General features: G+C 55.8%; 23 protein-coding genes and 1 tRNA gene. 17 read left to right on the top strand and 7 right to left on the bottom strand.

The genetic code is table 11. From position 1 onward, the window contains the following. The first annotated feature begins 9 nt into the window (after positions 1 to 9). Genes ABNV41_RS11325 through ABNV41_RS11295 form a run of 7 tightly spaced genes read left to right on the top strand, consistent with a single transcriptional unit; the run spans position 10 to position 3,327 of the window. Positions 10 to 387: a hypothetical protein gene (locus tag ABNV41_RS11325; RefSeq protein WP_088364792.1), complete on the top strand. Its 378-nt coding sequence runs from the start codon at positions 10 to 12 to the stop codon at positions 385 to 387. Next, entirely contained in the window at positions 387 to 743 is a 357-nt protein-coding gene (locus ABNV41_RS11320; RefSeq protein WP_349934701.1) for a hypothetical protein, read from the top strand. Before ABNV41_RS11325 ends, ABNV41_RS11320 begins: the two co-directional genes overlap by 1 nt. Then, complete coding sequence (locus tag ABNV41_RS11315; RefSeq protein WP_349934700.1) at positions 740 to 1,036, top strand: hypothetical protein; 297 nt, start codon at positions 740 to 742, stop codon at positions 1,034 to 1,036. Before ABNV41_RS11320 ends, ABNV41_RS11315 begins: the two co-directional genes overlap by 4 nt. Beyond that, complete coding sequence (locus ABNV41_RS11310; protein WP_349934699.1) at positions 1,012 to 1,359, top strand: hypothetical protein; 348 nt, start codon at positions 1,012 to 1,014, stop codon at positions 1,357 to 1,359. Before ABNV41_RS11315 ends, ABNV41_RS11310 begins: the two co-directional genes overlap by 25 nt. Next, the gene (locus tag ABNV41_RS11305) at positions 1,356 to 2,009 is read left to right on the top strand and encodes a hypothetical protein (RefSeq protein WP_349934698.1); all 654 of its coding nucleotides are present in this window, start codon (positions 1,356 to 1,358) and stop codon (positions 2,007 to 2,009) included. The genes ABNV41_RS11310 and ABNV41_RS11305 overlap by 4 nt, the downstream gene beginning before the upstream one ends. Beyond that, positions 2,006 to 2,263 carry an AlpA family transcriptional regulator gene (locus tag ABNV41_RS11300; protein WP_063353611.1) on the top strand — a complete coding sequence of 86 codons (258 nt, stop codon included), beginning with the start codon at positions 2,006 to 2,008 and terminating at the stop codon, positions 2,261 to 2,263. Before ABNV41_RS11305 ends, ABNV41_RS11300 begins: the two co-directional genes overlap by 4 nt. Next, on the top strand, positions 2,263 to 3,327 hold the full coding sequence (locus ABNV41_RS11295) for a tyrosine-type recombinase/integrase (RefSeq protein ID WP_349934697.1): 1,065 nt from the start codon (positions 2,263 to 2,265) through the stop codon (positions 3,325 to 3,327). The genes ABNV41_RS11300 and ABNV41_RS11295 overlap by 1 nt, the downstream gene beginning before the upstream one ends. 69 nt (positions 3,328 to 3,396) lie before the next feature. Here the strand turns inward: ABNV41_RS11295 and ABNV41_RS11290 are convergent. Beyond that, a tRNA-Ala gene (locus tag ABNV41_RS11290) sits at positions 3,397 to 3,472 on the bottom strand. Between the two features lie 135 nt (positions 3,473 to 3,607). Here ABNV41_RS11290 and ABNV41_RS11285 point away from each other — a divergent pair. Together ABNV41_RS11285 and ABNV41_RS11280 are read left to right on the top strand one after the other, a co-directional pair. After that, positions 3,608 to 3,904, top strand: coding sequence for a YggT family protein (locus tag ABNV41_RS11285; protein WP_020944560.1), 297 nt, complete (start codon positions 3,608 to 3,610; stop codon positions 3,902 to 3,904). Positions 3,905 to 3,909: 5 nt separating this feature from the next. Further along, positions 3,910 to 4,356: a hypothetical protein gene (locus tag ABNV41_RS11280; RefSeq protein ID WP_196332617.1), complete on the top strand. Its 447-nt coding sequence runs from the start codon at positions 3,910 to 3,912 to the stop codon at positions 4,354 to 4,356. A 100-nt stretch (positions 4,357 to 4,456) separates the two neighbouring features. On the opposite strand, the gene ABNV41_RS11275 is transcribed toward ABNV41_RS11280, so the two are convergent. After that, positions 4,457 to 4,636, bottom strand: a complete 180-nt coding sequence (locus tag ABNV41_RS11275) for a hypothetical protein (protein ID WP_003626196.1) — start codon at positions 4,634 to 4,636, stop codon at positions 4,457 to 4,459. A 266-nt stretch (positions 4,637 to 4,902) separates the two neighbouring features. On the opposite strand from ABNV41_RS11275, the gene ABNV41_RS11270 reads away from it, so the two are divergent. Further along, positions 4,903 to 5,091 carry a hypothetical protein gene (locus ABNV41_RS11270; RefSeq protein ID WP_050819288.1) on the top strand — a complete coding sequence of 63 codons (189 nt, stop codon included), beginning with the start codon at positions 4,903 to 4,905 and terminating at the stop codon, positions 5,089 to 5,091. Positions 5,092 to 5,157: 66 nt separating this feature from the next. On the opposite strand, the gene ABNV41_RS11265 is transcribed toward ABNV41_RS11270, so the two are convergent. Both ABNV41_RS11265 and ABNV41_RS11260 read right to left on the bottom strand, forming a co-directional pair. After that, the gene (locus ABNV41_RS11265; RefSeq protein ID WP_050819289.1) at positions 5,158 to 5,961 is read right to left on the bottom strand and encodes a hypothetical protein; all 804 of its coding nucleotides are present in this window, start codon (positions 5,959 to 5,961) and stop codon (positions 5,158 to 5,160) included. Positions 5,962 to 5,993: 32 nt separating this feature from the next. Further along, positions 5,994 to 6,680, bottom strand: a complete 687-nt coding sequence (locus ABNV41_RS11260) for a YoaK family protein (protein ID WP_050819290.1) — start codon at positions 6,678 to 6,680, stop codon at positions 5,994 to 5,996. Positions 6,681 to 6,923: 243 nt separating this feature from the next. On the opposite strand from ABNV41_RS11260, the gene ABNV41_RS11255 reads away from it, so the two are divergent. The 3 genes from ABNV41_RS11255 (at position 6,924) to ABNV41_RS11245 (ending at position 8,896) form a co-directional block, all read left to right on the top strand. Continuing rightward, positions 6,924 to 7,865, top strand: a complete 942-nt coding sequence (locus tag ABNV41_RS11255) for a hypothetical protein (RefSeq protein WP_050819292.1) — start codon at positions 6,924 to 6,926, stop codon at positions 7,863 to 7,865. A gap of 93 nt (positions 7,866 to 7,958) precedes the next feature. Continuing rightward, the gene (locus tag ABNV41_RS11250) at positions 7,959 to 8,351 is read left to right on the top strand and encodes a DUF805 domain-containing protein (protein ID WP_050819293.1); all 393 of its coding nucleotides are present in this window, start codon (positions 7,959 to 7,961) and stop codon (positions 8,349 to 8,351) included. A 110-nt stretch (positions 8,352 to 8,461) separates the two neighbouring features. After that, on the top strand, positions 8,462 to 8,896 hold the full coding sequence (locus tag ABNV41_RS11245; protein ID WP_050819294.1) for a hypothetical protein: 435 nt from the start codon (positions 8,462 to 8,464) through the stop codon (positions 8,894 to 8,896). A 114-nt stretch (positions 8,897 to 9,010) separates the two neighbouring features. On the opposite strand, the gene ABNV41_RS11240 is transcribed toward ABNV41_RS11245, so the two are convergent. Together ABNV41_RS11240 and ABNV41_RS11235 are read right to left on the bottom strand one after the other, a co-directional pair. Then, positions 9,011 to 9,511 carry a CHRD domain-containing protein gene (locus tag ABNV41_RS11240; RefSeq protein ID WP_050819295.1) on the bottom strand — a complete coding sequence of 167 codons (501 nt, stop codon included), beginning with the start codon at positions 9,509 to 9,511 and terminating at the stop codon, positions 9,011 to 9,013. A gap of 209 nt (positions 9,512 to 9,720) precedes the next feature. Further along, positions 9,721 to 10,545, bottom strand: a complete 825-nt coding sequence (locus tag ABNV41_RS11235; RefSeq protein ID WP_050819296.1) for an META domain-containing protein — start codon at positions 10,543 to 10,545, stop codon at positions 9,721 to 9,723. A gap of 253 nt (positions 10,546 to 10,798) precedes the next feature. Here ABNV41_RS11235 and ABNV41_RS11230 point away from each other — a divergent pair, with 253 nt between their 5' ends. The 4 genes from ABNV41_RS11230 to ABNV41_RS11215 all read left to right on the top strand — a co-directional run bounded on the left by ABNV41_RS11230 (position 10,799) and on the right by ABNV41_RS11215 (position 16,313). Then, entirely contained in the window at positions 10,799 to 12,202 is a 1,404-nt protein-coding gene (locus ABNV41_RS11230; protein ID WP_349934695.1) for a Hint domain-containing protein, read from the top strand. Between the two features lie 337 nt (positions 12,203 to 12,539). Continuing rightward, positions 12,540 to 12,917, top strand: coding sequence for a hypothetical protein (locus tag ABNV41_RS11225; RefSeq protein ID WP_003626226.1), 378 nt, complete (start codon positions 12,540 to 12,542; stop codon positions 12,915 to 12,917). A gap of 63 nt (positions 12,918 to 12,980) precedes the next feature. Further along, a complete protein-coding gene (locus tag ABNV41_RS11220; RefSeq protein WP_050819298.1) occupies positions 12,981 to 13,670 on the top strand; it encodes an invasion associated locus B family protein in 690 nt (229 codons plus the stop codon). Between the two features lie 426 nt (positions 13,671 to 14,096). Next, entirely contained in the window at positions 14,097 to 16,313 is a 2,217-nt protein-coding gene (locus ABNV41_RS11215; RefSeq protein WP_349934693.1) for a TonB-dependent siderophore receptor, read from the top strand. Between the two features lie 84 nt (positions 16,314 to 16,397). Here the strand turns inward: ABNV41_RS11215 and ABNV41_RS11210 are convergent, their stop codons facing one another. Further along, positions 16,398 to 16,928 carry a cytochrome c gene (locus ABNV41_RS11210; protein WP_050819301.1) on the bottom strand — a complete coding sequence of 177 codons (531 nt, stop codon included), beginning with the start codon at positions 16,926 to 16,928 and terminating at the stop codon, positions 16,398 to 16,400. Between the last annotated feature and the right edge of the window lies 1 nt (position 16,929).

Here is a 16,929-nt window from a genome sequence, read left to right as displayed (position 1 = left end):
GAGGAATGAATGACACTTATTGCGGAACTCCGCACGGTATCGGATGCTGCGCTAGAGCGCTCCCGTGCTGCATCGCAGCTGATCACGGCCATTGGCCCGCTGCTAGACCCAACATTACCCACACCAAACGCCATGCAGGCCGCTCGCGTGCAGCGTGCTGCCTTAAAACTGGTGGATACCGCGCTGGAAGAAAGCGGCGCAGATGCCACCCGGTACGTAGGCTTTGGCTTGGCGGCACTGTATTGCGGCCTGCAACCAGATACCTTCCATAGCCTATGTGAGAAAGGCAAAGGCCCGCGCTGCACCATAGTTGAAGGCAATGGCCTGTTTACTGTGGCCGCTCTGGATGAATGGATGGAAAGCATCCGCCAGAAGGAAGGTGCGTGATGGTTGATGCAAGCACCTGCCCAGTAAAATGTCTCGGCAGCCGATGGGAAGATGGGTGGAGATATTATATCTTCCGTGATGTGGTCGGTCAGGAGCGAAAGCTTACTTGGTCGCAAATGACACGGCGGCCTGACATTGTTGCGCTATTTGGCGGCAATATTAGCTGGTTAAAGTCTCATTTTCCGTATCATACAACCGTCATGAAATCACACCCCGATGGCAGTGTAAGCCACCATCGGATCGTATCGGATTTTGTGATTTCAGATGCTGCTAACTGGCTAGCGTCTGAATGCCTTATTCAGGCTTCGGAAAAGCACCTCAAACACACCATTCTTGCAGAGGATCATACCCCATGACCTGCACACAATCCGCCACGTTCCCTGGCATGCGCATTATTCCCGTAGCCCGTGATGTTGTGGTGAAAGACCCATCCGGTAAAGGCCGGCACGCATACCCAACCATTGGCCGTGAAACACGCACGCTGATGTTTGGGAAAACACCCGTCAAACACACGGTAGTTTTTGCTGATGGCCAAACGCTGAACTTTCCACCAGCTTGGATTGTGCCGATTGCGGACACCATGCCGGACGCACCACAGCATGGATCATTGGCGGAGTGCATGGAATGCCCCGATACCAGGCAACACTAACGCGCAACCAGGCAGGCAGATACCAGGGCACGGTAACAGACCAGCGCACAGGCAATCAGATTGAATTCCCTGATTGCAGCAAGGAGCGCAAGGCAGGCCGCTGGATTGTATCGGGGAAAAGCACAACGCCCAGCCTGCCTGAATGGTTTTTGGAAATGCGTTCGATGGGTGATGGCCTGTTTGAAATAACAGCCACAGAGGACAGGAATTTTCTCATCCGGTTTCCTGAATGCGAGCAGGACGAAATAGACGGACAGAGCGGCATCATTGGCTGGGCAGACGATGTGCAGCTGATTGCAGCGCGAAAGGAGAAGGCGGCATGAGCAATACTGTCAAGATCATGAGCGGAGACCTATTCATATCGCAAAACCCAAGGTGTTTTTATACAAGCGCGCAAGTATTACGTCCTGATGATCTTCCAAATTCAAACCAAATAAATATCAGGTTTGAGGTTAAATGGATGAACAGGAAAGGGGAAACTAAATGTTTTTCTGAATACAAGCAAAACATAAAAATGTGGATACTTAAGAATGATGCTAGGCGCTTTCCTAATCAGGAAAGACCAGCAGAGCGCACGCATATTATAGGTTACGTGCCTGATCAACTTCCGTGGAATGACCTTAGTCCACCAATGACCGGATTATACCGGGAACGGTCGCCATTAGGACGAAATGCCGTTGTCCTTGAGAAGGATCACGTTGCGGATGTTGCGCGAAGGGAAGTCCTGATTGCGGATCTTAATTTGAAAAATGCCTGTTTATACGATGAGCTGACAGCGCGTGATGAAGAGATTGCGCGGCTGCAGGCCAAAAATGAACGCTTTTGGGCGGCCCTAGACAGCATTGGAATGGAAATAGACTCCCTGCCATCTGACAATGAATACGGTGCTCGTATATCCGTCCATCAAATGCAGCGGCAAGCGCTTGCCATTGTGAAGGAGGAAATTAAAGCCCTGAAAGGCCTGGAAGCATGAGTCAGACATTACAGGTGCCTGTACGCACAAAAGCCAAACCAATGCTGCCAGATTGGCCGCGCATCATGCGGCGTGAAAAGGCAGCACAGTATCTGGATATTTCACCAGCAATGCTGGATCAGGCCGTGGCAAGCGGCAAGATGCCCAAACCCATACCCATTACCGGCACCATAAAAGGCTGGGTGCGGGATGATCTGGACGCGTGGATAGAAGACAGGCGTACTGCGCCCTTAATTGAGAATGACTGGGATTGATGGCCCGAATTCATCTCAAATATGTGCAGACCACCCTGAAAGAGCGTGAGGTTTACTTCTATTTCCGCAGAAGGGGATATCCACGCATCCGCTTGCCCGGTTATCCGGGTTCAAAAGAATTCATGGCGGCCTATCAGAAAGCCTTGGCGACTGAGCGGGAACAGGTTGGTGCATCCAGAACACTACCGCGCAGCATGAAGGCGCTTGCCATTGCGTGGAGGGCTTCCAGCCAGTTTAAGGGGCTGACTGCGGCATCACAGAAAACCTACAACAGGCTGATAGAGAACTTTCTGGAGCGGCATGGCCATAAAGCAGCCGCCACAGCAGAGCCACGCCATATTCTGGCAATATTGGAAAGCATGAGCGATACGCCTGCCCAGGCGAATGCTCTGCGCAATGTGTTGCGCCAGATGTTTCAGTACGCATTTGAACACGGCTGGCGGCAGGATAATCCGGTTAAGGATATCAAGAAGCTGAAATACCGGAAGAACCCATTCCCCACCTGGTCGGAAGAGGATATTCGGATATTTGAGAACTTCTGGCCTATCGGATCACGCGCACGCCTGGCGTTGGCGCTGTTTCTTTATACCGGCCAGCGGCGGAGCGATGTCATTCGCATGGGACCTGCACGCGTGAAGAACGGCAGCATTGAAGTGGTGCAGATCAAGACGGGCAAATATCTGCTGATACCCATGCACCCGGATCTGGCAGAGGTGCTGGGTGCCCATGAGCACCCAGGCGAGGCATTTCTTATTACCCAGACAGGCCAGCCCTTTGCATCAGGCAATGCGTTTTATAATTGGTTCAAGGAATGCGCTATCAAGGCAGGTGTGCAGGCAAAGCTCGGCCCGCATGGACTGCGCAAGGCAGCAGCTCGGCGCTTGGCAGAAGCTGGATGCACGCCATCAGAAATTCAGGCCATTACCGGCCATAACACGCTTTCAGAAGTGGAGCGTTACACCAGAGAAGCCAATCAAAAATTGCTGGCTGAATCTGCATGGAAAAAGCTGGGAAGCATGAGCACAGAACGGTCTAAAAAAGGCATGAAAAAAGAGGGGGTGTGAAAACTTTGTGAAGAAAGTTTTCACTTTCCACCAAAAAACCCAATAAAAACAAGGGGTTGAACAGGAGGGTGGTGGAGCTGAGGGGAATCGAACCCCTGACCTCCTCATTGCGAACGAGGCGCTCTCCCATCTGAGCTACAGCCCCGCCTGTTCCATAGATTTTTGGGTGTATAGGGCTTACCAATTTGCTGTCAAGCTGTATTGTAGGCGCCCAATGGCAGATATGCGGGCATGCCATAAGGGTGTGCCCGGTTTTTCAGCAAAGCAGGATTTGGCGTTCGTGTTTTTCGTTTTCATGCTGCTGATGCGGCTTCTGGAACTGTATAGCTGGGTGCTTCTGGCAGCCTGTATTTTTGTAAACCTGTATGCCTTTGGCATTCTGGATAGCCGCAACCAGATTGTCTGGAAAATAGGCGTGTTTCTGGAACGCATAACAGAACCCGTGCTGGCCCCCGTGCGGCGTATGCTGCCAATGCCGGGCGGCATGGACTTTAGCCCAATGGTGGTGCTGCTGATTATCCAGTATGTGCTACAGCCGGGGCTGGTCAGCCTGTTTCGTGCGCTGATGTATCATTAAATAACGTGCGGCGGCTGGCGTTGGCCCGGTTTGTTAGAAACGGAGCAACCGCCATGCCGCATCTTTTCCGCACATTGGGCCTGTTTTGCGCCACCATAGCCGCCACACCTGCCTTGGCGCAGGATACGCCGCCCGCTACTTCCGCCCAAATATACACCGGCAGCATGGCCGGTGGCCAAGGCACCCTTAAACTGGTGCAAACGGGGGATGAAACCTTTGCCGAGGTTGCTGTTGTGGGCGATACCTGTGCAGGCTCGGCCGAGGGCGCAGCCACCCGCCACGGCAACACATGGGTGATGGTCACAGACCCCGAATACAACGGCCAATCCTGCCGCATCACCTTCCGCATGGGGCCACATGGCGTGGTCAGCAGCGAGGAGCAGAACTGCGCGCCCTATCACAACGGGGCCTGCGCCTTTACCCACGCGCAACTGGCCCGCACAGCGCAGTAAGGCCGCGCTTTATACGCATGTGGGCACAAAAAAACCGCCGGGCCAATAAGGCTGCGGCGGCTTTTTTACAGCATGGCAGGTCAAAACCCGCCAGCTCACATTAGTGGTGAGAAGAAGACGCGTTCGGGTCTTTTTCAATGTGGGTCAGGCTGTAGCTGCACATCACAATAACCGGAACAATAAAGGCGATAACAGCAGAGCTCATAGCTGCAACGTTCATGCCCAGGAAGTACAACATCAGATCCAGGCCCAGCAGCGCAATGCACAGAAACATGCCCATCCCAAAAACCCCTTATATAGTGTTCCGGCGGTAAAAGGGTTGCCGGGCCGGTGCCATATCCATGCATCTCAAGCCCCGCAGATTCCACCGGAATCATGCCAAATCAAAACAGCGTCACACTTACTCTTTTGCCCCGCGTGGTCAACCGCTATCTGGGCATGGCGTTGTGGCGGGTAATGCTGGTCTGCTTTTGTGCGGGTTGTGGGTGGCTGTGGTGGCCCCAATGTTTAAGGTAGGCTCTTACGCAAATAGGGAAAGAAATTTTTATGTCTGAAAAAACAGAAAACTATACCCACCATCTGCCATCCGCCACGGATATCAGCCGTGAAATGGAGCAGGTGAAGCGGGAATACGATATTGCGCTGAAGGATCGGCCAGAACACGCAAAAGCTTTGGGTGAGCGCCTGCGCAAGCTGGAAGCCCAGTTGCAGGAAGGCGCACGCGGCAAGGCCTGAAGCCCCCATAAAACATATCGGGCGCGGGCATATTCCCGCAGCCCCTATGGTTTTAAACGCCCGGCCCTAGTGCTGGGCGTTGCTGTTTGGGGCTGCTGCCGCAGCGGGTGTTGCCGCTTGCGCCTTGGCCGCCCAAGCGGCTGCCACGGCCTGTGGGCCTGTAAGAGTTTGAGAAACCGGAACAGCCTGTGCAGCCGGTGTGGCCTGCACCGCAGGCGTTGCGGCGGAAGATGGCGTGCCGGCAGAATCCGGCTGCGGGTTGAGAATGCGCTGCGGTTCTGGCGGCTCATAAACCGAATGCAGCGCGCGCCTTTGCGCCTCTACACTGGGCTGATGAAAGGCCGAAACAGGGCCAAACCCGATCAGCCTGTCATGGAACCGGTTGGTGGATGCCACGGGGGAGCGGATGCAGCCTTTTACAACGGTAGAGCACGCGCCATCCGTGCCAATCATGCGGTCATTATCACCACTGTAATGCAGGTCATACACATGGCCATCCACCATGCGTATGGTGGCCACGCAGGTTTTGCCCGCACCGCCAAAGGTGGTTTGTGTCATGTTCACAAATGTCTGGAGCGGAAACAGCGAGGAATCGTTGGTGGAAGGCATGTTGACCGAGCGCACGTACTGATAAATTGTGGTGTGGTCATCTATCTTCTGCGTTTTGTCGGGAATGCCCGCGCAGGCCTGTAAATCCTCATTTGTCATGCCAATTACAGCCAACTGGCCCTTATGGGCGGTGCGGCTATCTATATACCCACACCCCGCCAGCGTGGGCAGAAGTGCTATGGCCGCAAGCCCGCGGGCACGGCGCAGAGTGGAAAGAAAAGAGGCAGAAAAAGGCAGGGAGGGGCAGGGCAGAACGGTCATACTCTTTTTGTCGCAAATGGGTGGGGTGGCGTTCAGGGCGGCGTGTTATGGGCTTCGGCGCGGGCTATATCCAGATACAGTAAAATCAGTAAGGGCAGTGGCCAGATAAAGGGCAGCGGCACATGCCATGCCATGGCAAGGGTGCCACACAGTGCCCCAGCCGCAAACCCCAGCCAGGAAAGCCCCGGCAACAAAGCCGCCCCCGGTGGCGGTGGTTTAACAGTGCTGCCCGGCCAACGCGCCGCCAGTAATGTAGCCAGTGCCGAGGCACATTTGAGCAGGTTGCTGGTGATCACAATGGTTTGGATAGCACTGCCAGAAAAGCGGGCTATCGTTTCCCCCTGCACGGCCATAAGGGCGGGCAGCAGCACAAGGGCCAGCGCACGGTGCCACGGCGTAAGCATGGCAATTTGCGTGGCCCCCAGCAGCACGCCCACACAGGCTATGCCAATGGCCGCCTGCCAGCGCAACCGCGCCAGAGTGGCCAGCATGGCCACCACAAAAAACGTGCCCAAAATACCCAGCAACATAAAGGCATGGGGCCAGATACCCCCAACAAGGGCGGCGGCCAGATGGGTTGTGTTGCCTGTCATGGCGGAGGCAAACAGCCCGCCCAGATACACAAAGCCCAGCGCATCTACATACCCGGCCAGAAGGTCCAGCACTAAAATGCGCCGCGCAGAAACCCGCACGGAGGAAGGAGGAGAAAGCTCAGCCATATTCACCCTTCAGCATACAGCGCCCTTACGTAAAATCCACCCGCTGCCTTTGTGCCCGCTGCGGGGGGTATAGGCCATTCACAGGGGCGTAAGCCTGTATCTGCACAGAAATGGGGGTGGCCGTGGGTGTGGATATCATGCATCTATGCGCAAGTTTATGCGGCATGGCCCGTGCGGCGGGCCTTGCTGGCTGGTGGGGTTTTTCCGTATTCTGCGGCCAGACCAAAGCAAGGAACAAAGTAGATGTTGGGATTCCGTCCTGTTTTTCTGGCGTTGGGGGCCTGCACTGCCCTGTTGGCCGCGCCCCCGGCGGCTTATGCGGCGGAGAAGAACCCTCATTACGGGCTGCAGATTATGAAGATGCGCCCCGGCCCACCGCCCATGACAGCCGCCACAGCCGCCCCCGGCATTTTGGATTACGATGGCATACCCACCGTATTGGGCACAAATGCGGCCAATGTGGGCGGGCTGATGTATTTTTGCTACCACAACAAGCTGATAACAGACACCACGGTGAAAAAGCTGGGGCGCGAGTTGTCTGAACTGCCAGATGTCAGGGCCTCGTCCGATTACGCATGGGGTGGCATTGGCATGCTGCGCCTTGGCCCGGACCAGATGTTTGATACCCGCACCCTGAACCGAGACCAGCGCGAGGCCGTGTGCTCCCGCACAGCCCTTATGGGGCCAGACCTGCTAAAGGCCGCCCGCAATGGTGATGCCGCACCGGGCATAGATAACCAGCGTGCCTCGGATGAAAAACCCAGATGGCCGTCTGAACCCCCGCCGCCTATCCGTGTACCTGTGGCCGCTGCGGCGGCTGTTCCGGCAGGTGTGGCTGCTACGCACCGGGTTTCTGCCCCTGCGCCTGCGGTTTCCGCCCCTGTTGCGCATGTGGCGGCACCACGCCCGGCTGTATCTGCTCCGGCTTATGTGGCCCCACGTGCCGTGGCGGCCACGCCGCATGTGGCAGCGCCTTCTGCCCCCGCGCCGCAGGTTGTTTCTGCACCGCCACCGGCTGTTATGGCCTCCACACCTGCGCCAGCACCCAAGCCGGTGCCCTATACGCCGCTGCCCTCGCAGCAGGCCATTCAGGATGAAGTGGCCCAAAAGGCCGAAGCGCGGGAAGCCGCAGCACAGGCCGAATTTGCCCGTCAGGCCGCTGCGCAGGCAGGGGCGGTGCGGTAATACGCGCCAACCACAGCCCAACATACAGGCAGGCCCGCTGGCAGCAATGCTGGCGGGCTTTTGCGTTGCGGGCCTTGCAGAAAGGGGGGAGCCATGTCTGTTTTGATAGAGCAGTTTAAACAAAGTTTTAAGTACACAGGCCGCCTGTCTGTTTCCGATTATCGGATATGGAGTGCATGGCTGCTGCTTCTATTTATACTTACATATATTGCACATTTATATGCAGTGTATGTGCTTGATAATTATGCAGGCTCTTCCATAAATGCCGTAACTGGCGTGCATGTGTTTTATGCTGCACTTTTACTTGTATATGTGTTTCTCATGTTTGCCATTACATCTGCTTTGGTCAGGCGGCATCATGATCTGGGGCGCAGTGGCTGGTTTTCTGTTTTGTGGTTTGTTCCATATATAGGCGTGGGTTATTGGATTTACCTTTTATGCGCCAAGGGCACGCCAGGCCCCAATGCCTATGGGCCGCCCGTATAGCCAACGCCGCTGTATTCTGCCTTGGCCTACATTCCGCCACTGTTTGCAGGTTAGTGTGGTGGTGTTGAACAAAGCTGCTGCCATATCTATTTGCTATAGAAGTTTGGCAGATGCCTGCCCCAAACCGGCAGGCGCTAGAAAAGACGGATAAAAGAATGCGTAAGATTGTAACCCTTGGCCTAGCAACCCTTATGGCCGCCACCATTGGCACCGCCGCAAACGCCAGCGAACCGGGCGGCTGCCTGAAATACGGCGCAGCCGGTGCTGTGGGTGGCCATGTAGCCAACCATCATGGTGTGCTGGGTGCGGCGGCCGGGTGTGCTGCGGGCATGTATCGCCGTCATGAATACCGTAAGGAAGCCCGCGCCAAGGCTGCGCTGTATGATAAGGAACACCCCGGCGCAAAGGGCACCTATCAGCAGAAAGCCACGGCGTATGATGTGGAACATTCCACCACACCGGGCACCATGCAGCCCAACCAGCAGCAGCCTAACGCTGCCCCGCAGGGTGGTGAAGCCCAGCCAGAAGGCGCACAGCACCTGTAATACGCTGCGTTTTATGCCCGTTATGAGGGCCTGAAACACAAAGCGGCCCCGCTGCCAACACCCCAGATACGGGGCAAGGCGGCGGGGCCGTTTTTTTATGCGCGGGTGTTGGGCTTAGGTGTGGTTGGGGTCTGCGTGGTCTGTCTCACCATTGTAGGGAGATGTCAGCTGCGCACGGGCTTCACCCTTGGGGTAGGCGGCGGTGTGCAGGTTGAGGTACATCTTGCCATCATGCAGGGCTTTTTCCTGCTCTGCGGTTAAAATGGCGGTGCCAGAAAACGGGCTTTTAAAGGGGCCTTTCAGGGTGATCATATGGTCTGCTTCCTGCCCCGGATCTGCCGGGCCATGAAAATGCGCCACCGTAACCGGGCCGCTTAGCCCATCCCACGTAATGGTATAGCGCAGCTCATGCGTGGAAGGAAAAAACACCGCATCCACCTTGCCGGAGGGGTGTGATGTGGCGCTGTGTTCTGCTGTAAAATCACCGCCAAAGCGTTCGCTGCGTTCAGCATGGGCGGTAGAAACCAGCGTGCTCACAGCCGCCGGAGCCACCGTAACGGCAAGCGTGACGCCCAAAGCCACCTTGCAAAACACTTTTTTGCTGGCTGAAATCATACGAAAGCGCCCTTTCAAACATAACAAAGATATCTGTGCGATATGCCTATAACGGCCCGCTTGGGCGCAGGTTCCTGCGCTACCATGCGGGCAAGGGCACGTATCTGCGCCACATGTGGCCACTATAGGGCCGTGCAGCGGGGTGTGTTAGCCCGCTGCCTCTCACGCTCGCGTGATGGGCAAAAGCCCGAACCCGCCATGCGGAAAAGTTAAAACACCTGCCGCAAACGAATGGTTTTGCCGCCAGAGGTTTGCAGCACAAGGTGTGTGCCATCTGTTGTCCAGCCGGTTACGCTGTTCAGCAGCGGGCGGAAGGTGTTGGCAATATCGTTCTGTTTGCCGGGGCAGGCCATCAGCGTGCTAATGCCGCCTGCGGGCATGGGCTTTACGCTGCCCTTTGGCCCAAACACCAGCCCGCCCACATAGCGGTTGCAGCCATCCGAGCCAGAAATCTTGCCCGTATCGTTAATATCCAGCGTGGGGGCAAACATGTCTGCCGCCGGGTTGGGGTTTTCATCCGTGGCGCTGTCATCCGTATCGGGCACAAAATTGCCGCCGCGCAGCCTGCGGCCATCCATGGCGGTTACTACCCAGCGCGTATCGTTCAGGCTGGTGGGGGGCACCAGCACACCGCCGCACCCGTGCAGGGTTTTGGTGGCGGAGGTAAGGGTGACGGTATCTGTAAACACCTGCCCGGTCATGCTATCTGTGCAGGCAGATGCGGTAAGGGCGGCTTTGACGTCCGATGCCTCATAATACCGGGTGCCGTTTTCAGAATAGGCGTGGCGGATCACGCGGGCCATGCGCGGGCCATCCGGTGTTTCAACAGAAAGCGCGCCATCGGCCAGTGTCATGTTCCAGAAGGGCTCGTTCCCGCGTGCTTCATACACCCCTTTGGGGCCGGTGGCGGCCACCGGGGCTTCCTTACCCTCTGGCGTGGTGGTGGTGCGGGGTTCTGCACAGCCAGCCAGCGCCGCGCCCGCAGCGCACAGCGCAAAAAGGCCGGGGCGGAAAAAAGGGGCGGAAAAGCGCATGGCCGGGTGTCCTTCTACTTCAGTTGCCCCTTGGCAGCACAGGCACGCCGGGCGGTGGAAAATGCGTGCCTGTATCTGTGCCGCATAATGCCAGAACTGTTAAGGGGCATGTATGCCACGTGCGGGCCAGTGCCGGGCGTTTTAGGGGGACGCTGGAGCAGCCGTTGGGGTTGAGAATCATTTGACACGAAAACGAGATAAAATATATTTAACAAAGTCGTTTTACAAATAATTGCTGCAAGAGTTCCCCTTCATGTCTTCTAAAAGTAAGATCCCTAATTCAGGATACAATATCCTTAACTTTGCCCAAATAGACGCATCTGGAAATGTATCTAACATTCAGAATAGTGTTAAAGTAACTTTTGATGGTTCTACTGATTTTATTATTAATGGCCAAACCTATACATATGATTATACTTGGGGGGCGCGCGGTTCGCAGCAGGTCATACTTGGTGATGGAAGCGGCGGTTATTATTTATTAACAGATGCAGATATTGATATATCAAAGTATACATATTTAAATAATTCAATGGGCGGCTCTTCTTCGAATTATTGGCAGGTAAATGGATCGAACGGGGAAAGCACAGACCTTACTTTCAAGGACCGTCATTTTGATCCGTGCTTTCTTGCAGGTACAGAAATCTCGGTAAATGGCGTCACCCGCAAGGTTGAAGATCTGGCGGTGGGTGACCGGATTGACGTGCTTGTAAACGGCAAAACAGAGCAGAAAACCGTAACATGGGTTGGCAAATCAACCAGCGTTGCAGCACCTTTTCTGCCCCTCGATATGGCAGGGTACCCGGTGCGCATTCTTAAGGATGCGCTGGCAGAGGGCGTGCCTTTCAAGGATATGCTTATTACGCCAGAGCACTGCCTGTATCTGAACGGCTGCTTTGTGCCGGCCCGGATGCTCGTAAACGGTCAGTCCATCTTTTATGATCAGTCCTTCACATCTTACGATTATTACCACGTTGAAACTGAAGATCACGCCATCATCACCGCAGATGGTGTGCTGACGGAAAGCTATCTGGATACCGGCAACCGCCGCAGCTTCCGCCAGAGTGGTGATGTGGTTGCCATGCCCCGCAGCCGCAATCTGACATGGGATGATGCCGCAGCCCCCCTGAATGTTTCCCGCGCTTTTGTTGAGCCCTTGTTCCAGCAGTTTCGCGCACGTGCACAAGGCATGGGCCTGCCGCAGCGCACAGAGGCACCGGTTGTAACACATAAGAGCAACCTGCATCTGACAGCAGGCAATGGCCGGGTAATGCGCCCACTGCGCACAGAAAAAAATTACGCGCTGTTTATGATCCCCGCTGGTATTGAAACGGTTTATATCCAATCCAACACCAGCCGCCGGAATGAGGCGATAGGGCCGTTTGTGGATGACCGCCGCACTCTGGGCGTTCTGGTGGGCAATGCCACCATATGCGAGGGCAACACAACGCGCACTCTCACATCCTATCTGCAGGATGAAGATCTGGCAGGGTGGAACAATGTGGAGTTTTACCCCATGCGCTGGACAGCGGGAAATGCCTGCCTGCCGCTGGGCCACAGAAAACCGGGCACGATAGCGCTGCTCGCGCTCCAGATTCTGGAAGCCGGCCCTTATATTGTGAGCACTGTAGAGCCAGAAGAAACCGCGCTGCGGGCCTGATGGTATCACCCTGCTCCATATTCTGGGGCAGGGTTTTTTATAGCGTATTCTCTTTTAGCCTTTGCTTGCCCGTGCGCTCAAAACTGGGGTGTTTCTCCCTTAAGCGCACGCTCTGCTTTAAAAACAGGCAGAAAACCCCCATATCACACCGCAGCAGCAAGCCGCACACAGGCTAAGTGCAGCCGTGCACGCGCCCCGGTTGCATGCACCTGCACAGTATGGGAGGAGGAGGGCAGAGCTTACCAAAGCATGCCCCATGCCCAGCCCAGCGGATACACCCCAAGAAGCTGCCGCGCAGGAATGGCGCACAGAGCGTAAAGATGCAGAATAGAGAAGCATGAAAATACAGGGTTACAACTTTTTTTGCGATATGCCGGATGATGCGCGCTACCTGCGCCGCGCCCAGCCGGATGAGCGGTTTATTGAAGAAAACATGATCTTCATTCTGCCAGACAGGCTGCGCAAGTTCCGGCGCAATTTGTGGCATGTGCGGCGCAACCCCGGCCCGGTGCATATTTATGTGCCGCTGTTTAGGGTGGAAACTTTGTTGGAGAGTGACCCCCTGCCGCCAGAATACGGCCCCCCGCAGGATGTGTTTCCGTTTTACACCCACACCACCCGCAGGCGCGGCCGCGCGCTGGATTACTACGTGCTGTTTATCTTTAGGGATAAGGAATCCTACGTGCGGTGTAACGCCGCCTTGCCCGTGCCATAACGGTGTAGGGGGCAACCCATTGCAGCATGTGCTGCGCATAGTTACACAACAGGAGTTTCAGGCATGGCCCAGCAGCGTTTTTTAAAAGTGCATTTTGCGCGGGCAGGGCTTTTGGCGGCCTGTTGTGCTGTGGCCGCCCTGCTGCATGGCCCGGCACAGGCCGCCACCAAAGCGCCGGATGCAGATACAACACTGCTTGATACGCTGCATGATAAAGGCCCCGTTGGCCCCACGCAGGCAGGTATTCCGCAGATAGACCGTAAAAGCGGGGTGATTGAGCATTGGGGCTGGCAGTGCAATTTTAACAGCACCACCAACAGGCCGTTTGTGTGTGGCGTGCAGCAGAACTTTCAGTTGAACGATGTTCAGCACCACGTTGTCAGCACTATTGGCAGCATGCAAATTGCGCGCGCCGTGCCACCCAACAGCCCAGCCCGGCTTGCTGATGCGCCATACAAAATTATCCTGCGGGTGCCGCTTGGCCTTTCCTTAAACAAACACTCTTTTCTGGGGGTGGATAACGCGCCCCCCGTGCCGCTGGAATGGCAATATTGCGATAATAAAGGCTGCGTGGGCCTGGCTGCCTTTACGCAGGAGCTAATGGACGCCCTGCGCCGGGGCAGCATTGGCCACCTGATGCTGGCCAAGCGTGATGCCGGCGTGCTGACCATAAACTTCCCGCTTGGCGGGCTGGCCCCGGCGTTGGATGCAGCAGATGGTTGGGCCAGCAAGAATGGCGGGGTGTCTCCTTAACGCCACAGTTGCAACTGCAATCTGTTCTCATGCGCAAATTTTAGAGAGCAGCCTTTCCGTGTTTTTCCCATAGGGCGGAGGGGCTGCATGTGCCCTTTTGCAAGCAATAAAGCCTGCCCAGAAAAGCCGTTTTTCAGCCCTTGTGGGGCGCTGTGTTGCGGGTGAGATATCTTGCCAAAGCCCCTGAATATTAAAAGATAGTTTATAAAACATCCGCCCATATTTTGGGGCTAAATACAGGCTGCGCGTGCACCTGTTTTGCATGGCATGAGCTGCGCATTTACGGCCCCCAAAACCACCCCCAAACCCGCTATATAACGGCAGAAAACCGCAGAAATCTGGCTATCATTTGGTCTTGCAAATGATTCTCAACGTTGGTAACTGCCCACACCTCAGATCAGCAGGAACCATGGGGTAAAAACCGGTATGCACCGCAACAAGGTTATTTTTTGTGCGCTTCCCCTTACATTTTTCATAAGCGGTAAGGTTCTTGCAGCAACCCGGACATCCACATCCGGGCAGCCTCAGCAGGTGGGGGCAACGGCAGCAAAACAGGGTAAGGTCGCCAATAAGGCGCCAACATCCGCCGTGCATGTTGAAGGGGTGGAGGTGCGCGCGCACAGGGCGTCCACCATGGCGTCTTCCGCCACCAAATCCAACACACCGCTGATTGAAACAGCGCAGTCTGTAACAGTAATTACGCGCGATGAAATGGATGTGCGCGGTGTGCTCAGCCTTAATCAGGCCATCCGCTACGCGGCGGGCATTACGTCAGACCTGCGTGGCGGGGGCGTGGGCACGCGGTATGATCAGTTCATGCTGCGCGGCTTTACCGTACCCACCTTTCTGGATGGGCTGAAGGTGCAAAGCAGCCCCACCGGGTACGCCACAGCGCAAACAGATACATCGCGCCTAGATAGGGTGGAGGTGTTAAAAGGCCCGGCATCTGCCCTGTATGGGCAATCCAGCCCCGGCGGGCTTGTGGCCCTTTCCAGCAAACTGCCGATAGATAAACAGTTTTACGGAGATATCACCACCACGGGCGGCAGTTTTGATCTGTACCGTGTGGATGCCGATGTAGGCGGTTACGCCACCAAGGATGGCTCCGTGCAGTATCGGCTGTACGGCACGGTGAATGGCCAGCACAGCCAGCTTGCGCGTACGGGCAGCCGCCGTTTTTCCATAAGCCCTGCCTTTACCTTTGGCGCCAAAGGCCCCACCACGCTCACCCTGCTGGGCAATTATCAGTATGACCCCGAAAACGGCACCTATGGTGGCGTGCCGCTTGTGGGCTCCCTCAAACGTGCCTCATACGGTTACCTGCCGCGTAACTTTTATGATGGTGACGTGCCTTTTGAAAAGTTCAACCGTAGGCAAGGTGGCATCACCTATATCCTGAACCACAAGTTTAATGATGACTGGAGCTTTAGCACCCGCGGCCGGTATGATGATATCAAAACCATCTATCGCAGCGTGTATGATGGCGGCTATTACGATACAGACCCCACAATGCTGGCCCGCTCTGCCTTTGGCACCAACGAGCACACGCATAATCTGGCGTTTGATAGCCAGTTCAAGGGCCATGTGCGCACCGGGCCTGTAACGCATGACATGATGTTCGGGTTTGATTACATGCAGCAAAGCGCATCAGAAGTGGGCTATTATGCCTCTGCGCCCTCTCTGAACGTGCTGCACCCCGATTACCACATGACCATGCCCAACATGAGCAGCCCGTATATGAGTTACCAGACGGATTCACACCAGATTGGCATGTACGCGCAGGATGAACTACGCTGGAAAGGCCTGATTGTAACAGGAAGTTTGCGGAATGACTGGTATAGATCCCACCAGATGAACTATATCAGCCACACCGGCACCAGTGAAAGCCCGCGCCAGATTACGTGGCGTGCATCTGGCCTGTATCATTTTGATTTCGGGCTTGCGCCTTACATCAGCTATTCTACATCCTTCCAGCCGCAATCTGGCATTGTGTCCAACAATGGGGGGCAGAGCTTCCGGCAGGCAGATCCCTCCTTGGGCAAACAGCTTGAAGGCGGCGTGAAGTATCAGTTCCCCGGCACATCCGTGCTGCTTACGGCTGCGGGCTTCCATATTGAGCAAACCAACGTGCTGGTGGCTGTGGGGAATCTGGGCTACAATACGCAAAGTGGCAAGGTGCATTCAGATGGTTTTGAATTTGAAGCCCATGCCCAGCCGTATAAAAACCTGATGATTACCGCAGCCGTAAGCGTGCAGAAGGTAAAGGATGATTCCACCGGCAAGCCGCTTATGCAGTCTGGCAAGGGCAATGCTTCCTTGTTTGCCTATTACACCATGCCCAAGGGGGTGATGAAGGGTTTTGGCTTTGGCGGCGGCCTGCGTTACTCCGCCCCAAGTTATGGGGGGCAGGCCTCCTACGGCAGCGTGCATGTGCCACAATACACGGTGTTTGATGGCTCCATCGGGTATGATCTGTCCAACCTTTCTCCCTCCCTGCGTGGGTGGAGCGTGGCGGCCAGCGTGCGCAACCTGTTTGATAAAAAGTATATCGGCAACTGCATGGCCTATGCCTCTTACGGGCAGGAATGGTGCTATTATGGAGAGCGCCGAAATGCCCAGGGCAGCATTGGCTTTAAGTGGTAAGCCATACGCTTTGTAAAACAGGCCAAAATGCCTGATACATTTTAAAAACCCCGCCCACCGTAAACCAGTGGGCGGGGTTGTTTTTTACCGTGTGCGCGGGGCCTTGCCCGGTTGCGCCGCTTTTACAGGCGGCAGCGCATTGGGGGCGGGAAACACCATTTGCGCCAAGCGGTTTTCATCCGCCGGTAGGGGTGTGTGCCCCGGTTCCGTGCCGTTTTCACGCAGCAGAAACGCCATTACATCTATGTTGTCCTGCGGGGGCAGGGTGCCCGGCGCCATCAGCGGCATGGCGTGGGTGATGTAAGCGTACAGCTTGTTCAGCGGTGTGTTGGCCCAGCGTGCCACAAACAGCCCACGCAGGGGCGGCATATCATGCGCGCCTTCCAGCGCTGCACCGTGGCACATGGCGCAGGTGCCTGCGTAAAGCTGCGCCCCGTGGTCTGCCTGCTCTGCGGTAAAGCTGGGTGCTGTGGGGGCGGGTGGCGTTGCAGAGGCATGGCGCGGGGCGGCAAGGGCTGCGTGTGTGGTGGCCACAAGCCCGGTTACGGCCAACAGTGCTGCGCAAAACCCTTTGGCCTTTTGGGCCTGTTTTGCAAAAATGGGGTGCTGTGCCATG

Origin of the sequence: Acetobacter sp. A11-2, assembly GCF_040208445.1 — a bacterium.
Taxonomy (GTDB): domain Bacteria; phylum Pseudomonadota; class Alphaproteobacteria; order Acetobacterales; family Acetobacteraceae; genus Acetobacter; species Acetobacter oryzoeni.
Note: the sequence above shows the minus strand (reverse complement) of the source record. Positions and strands in the feature narration are given on the sequence as shown.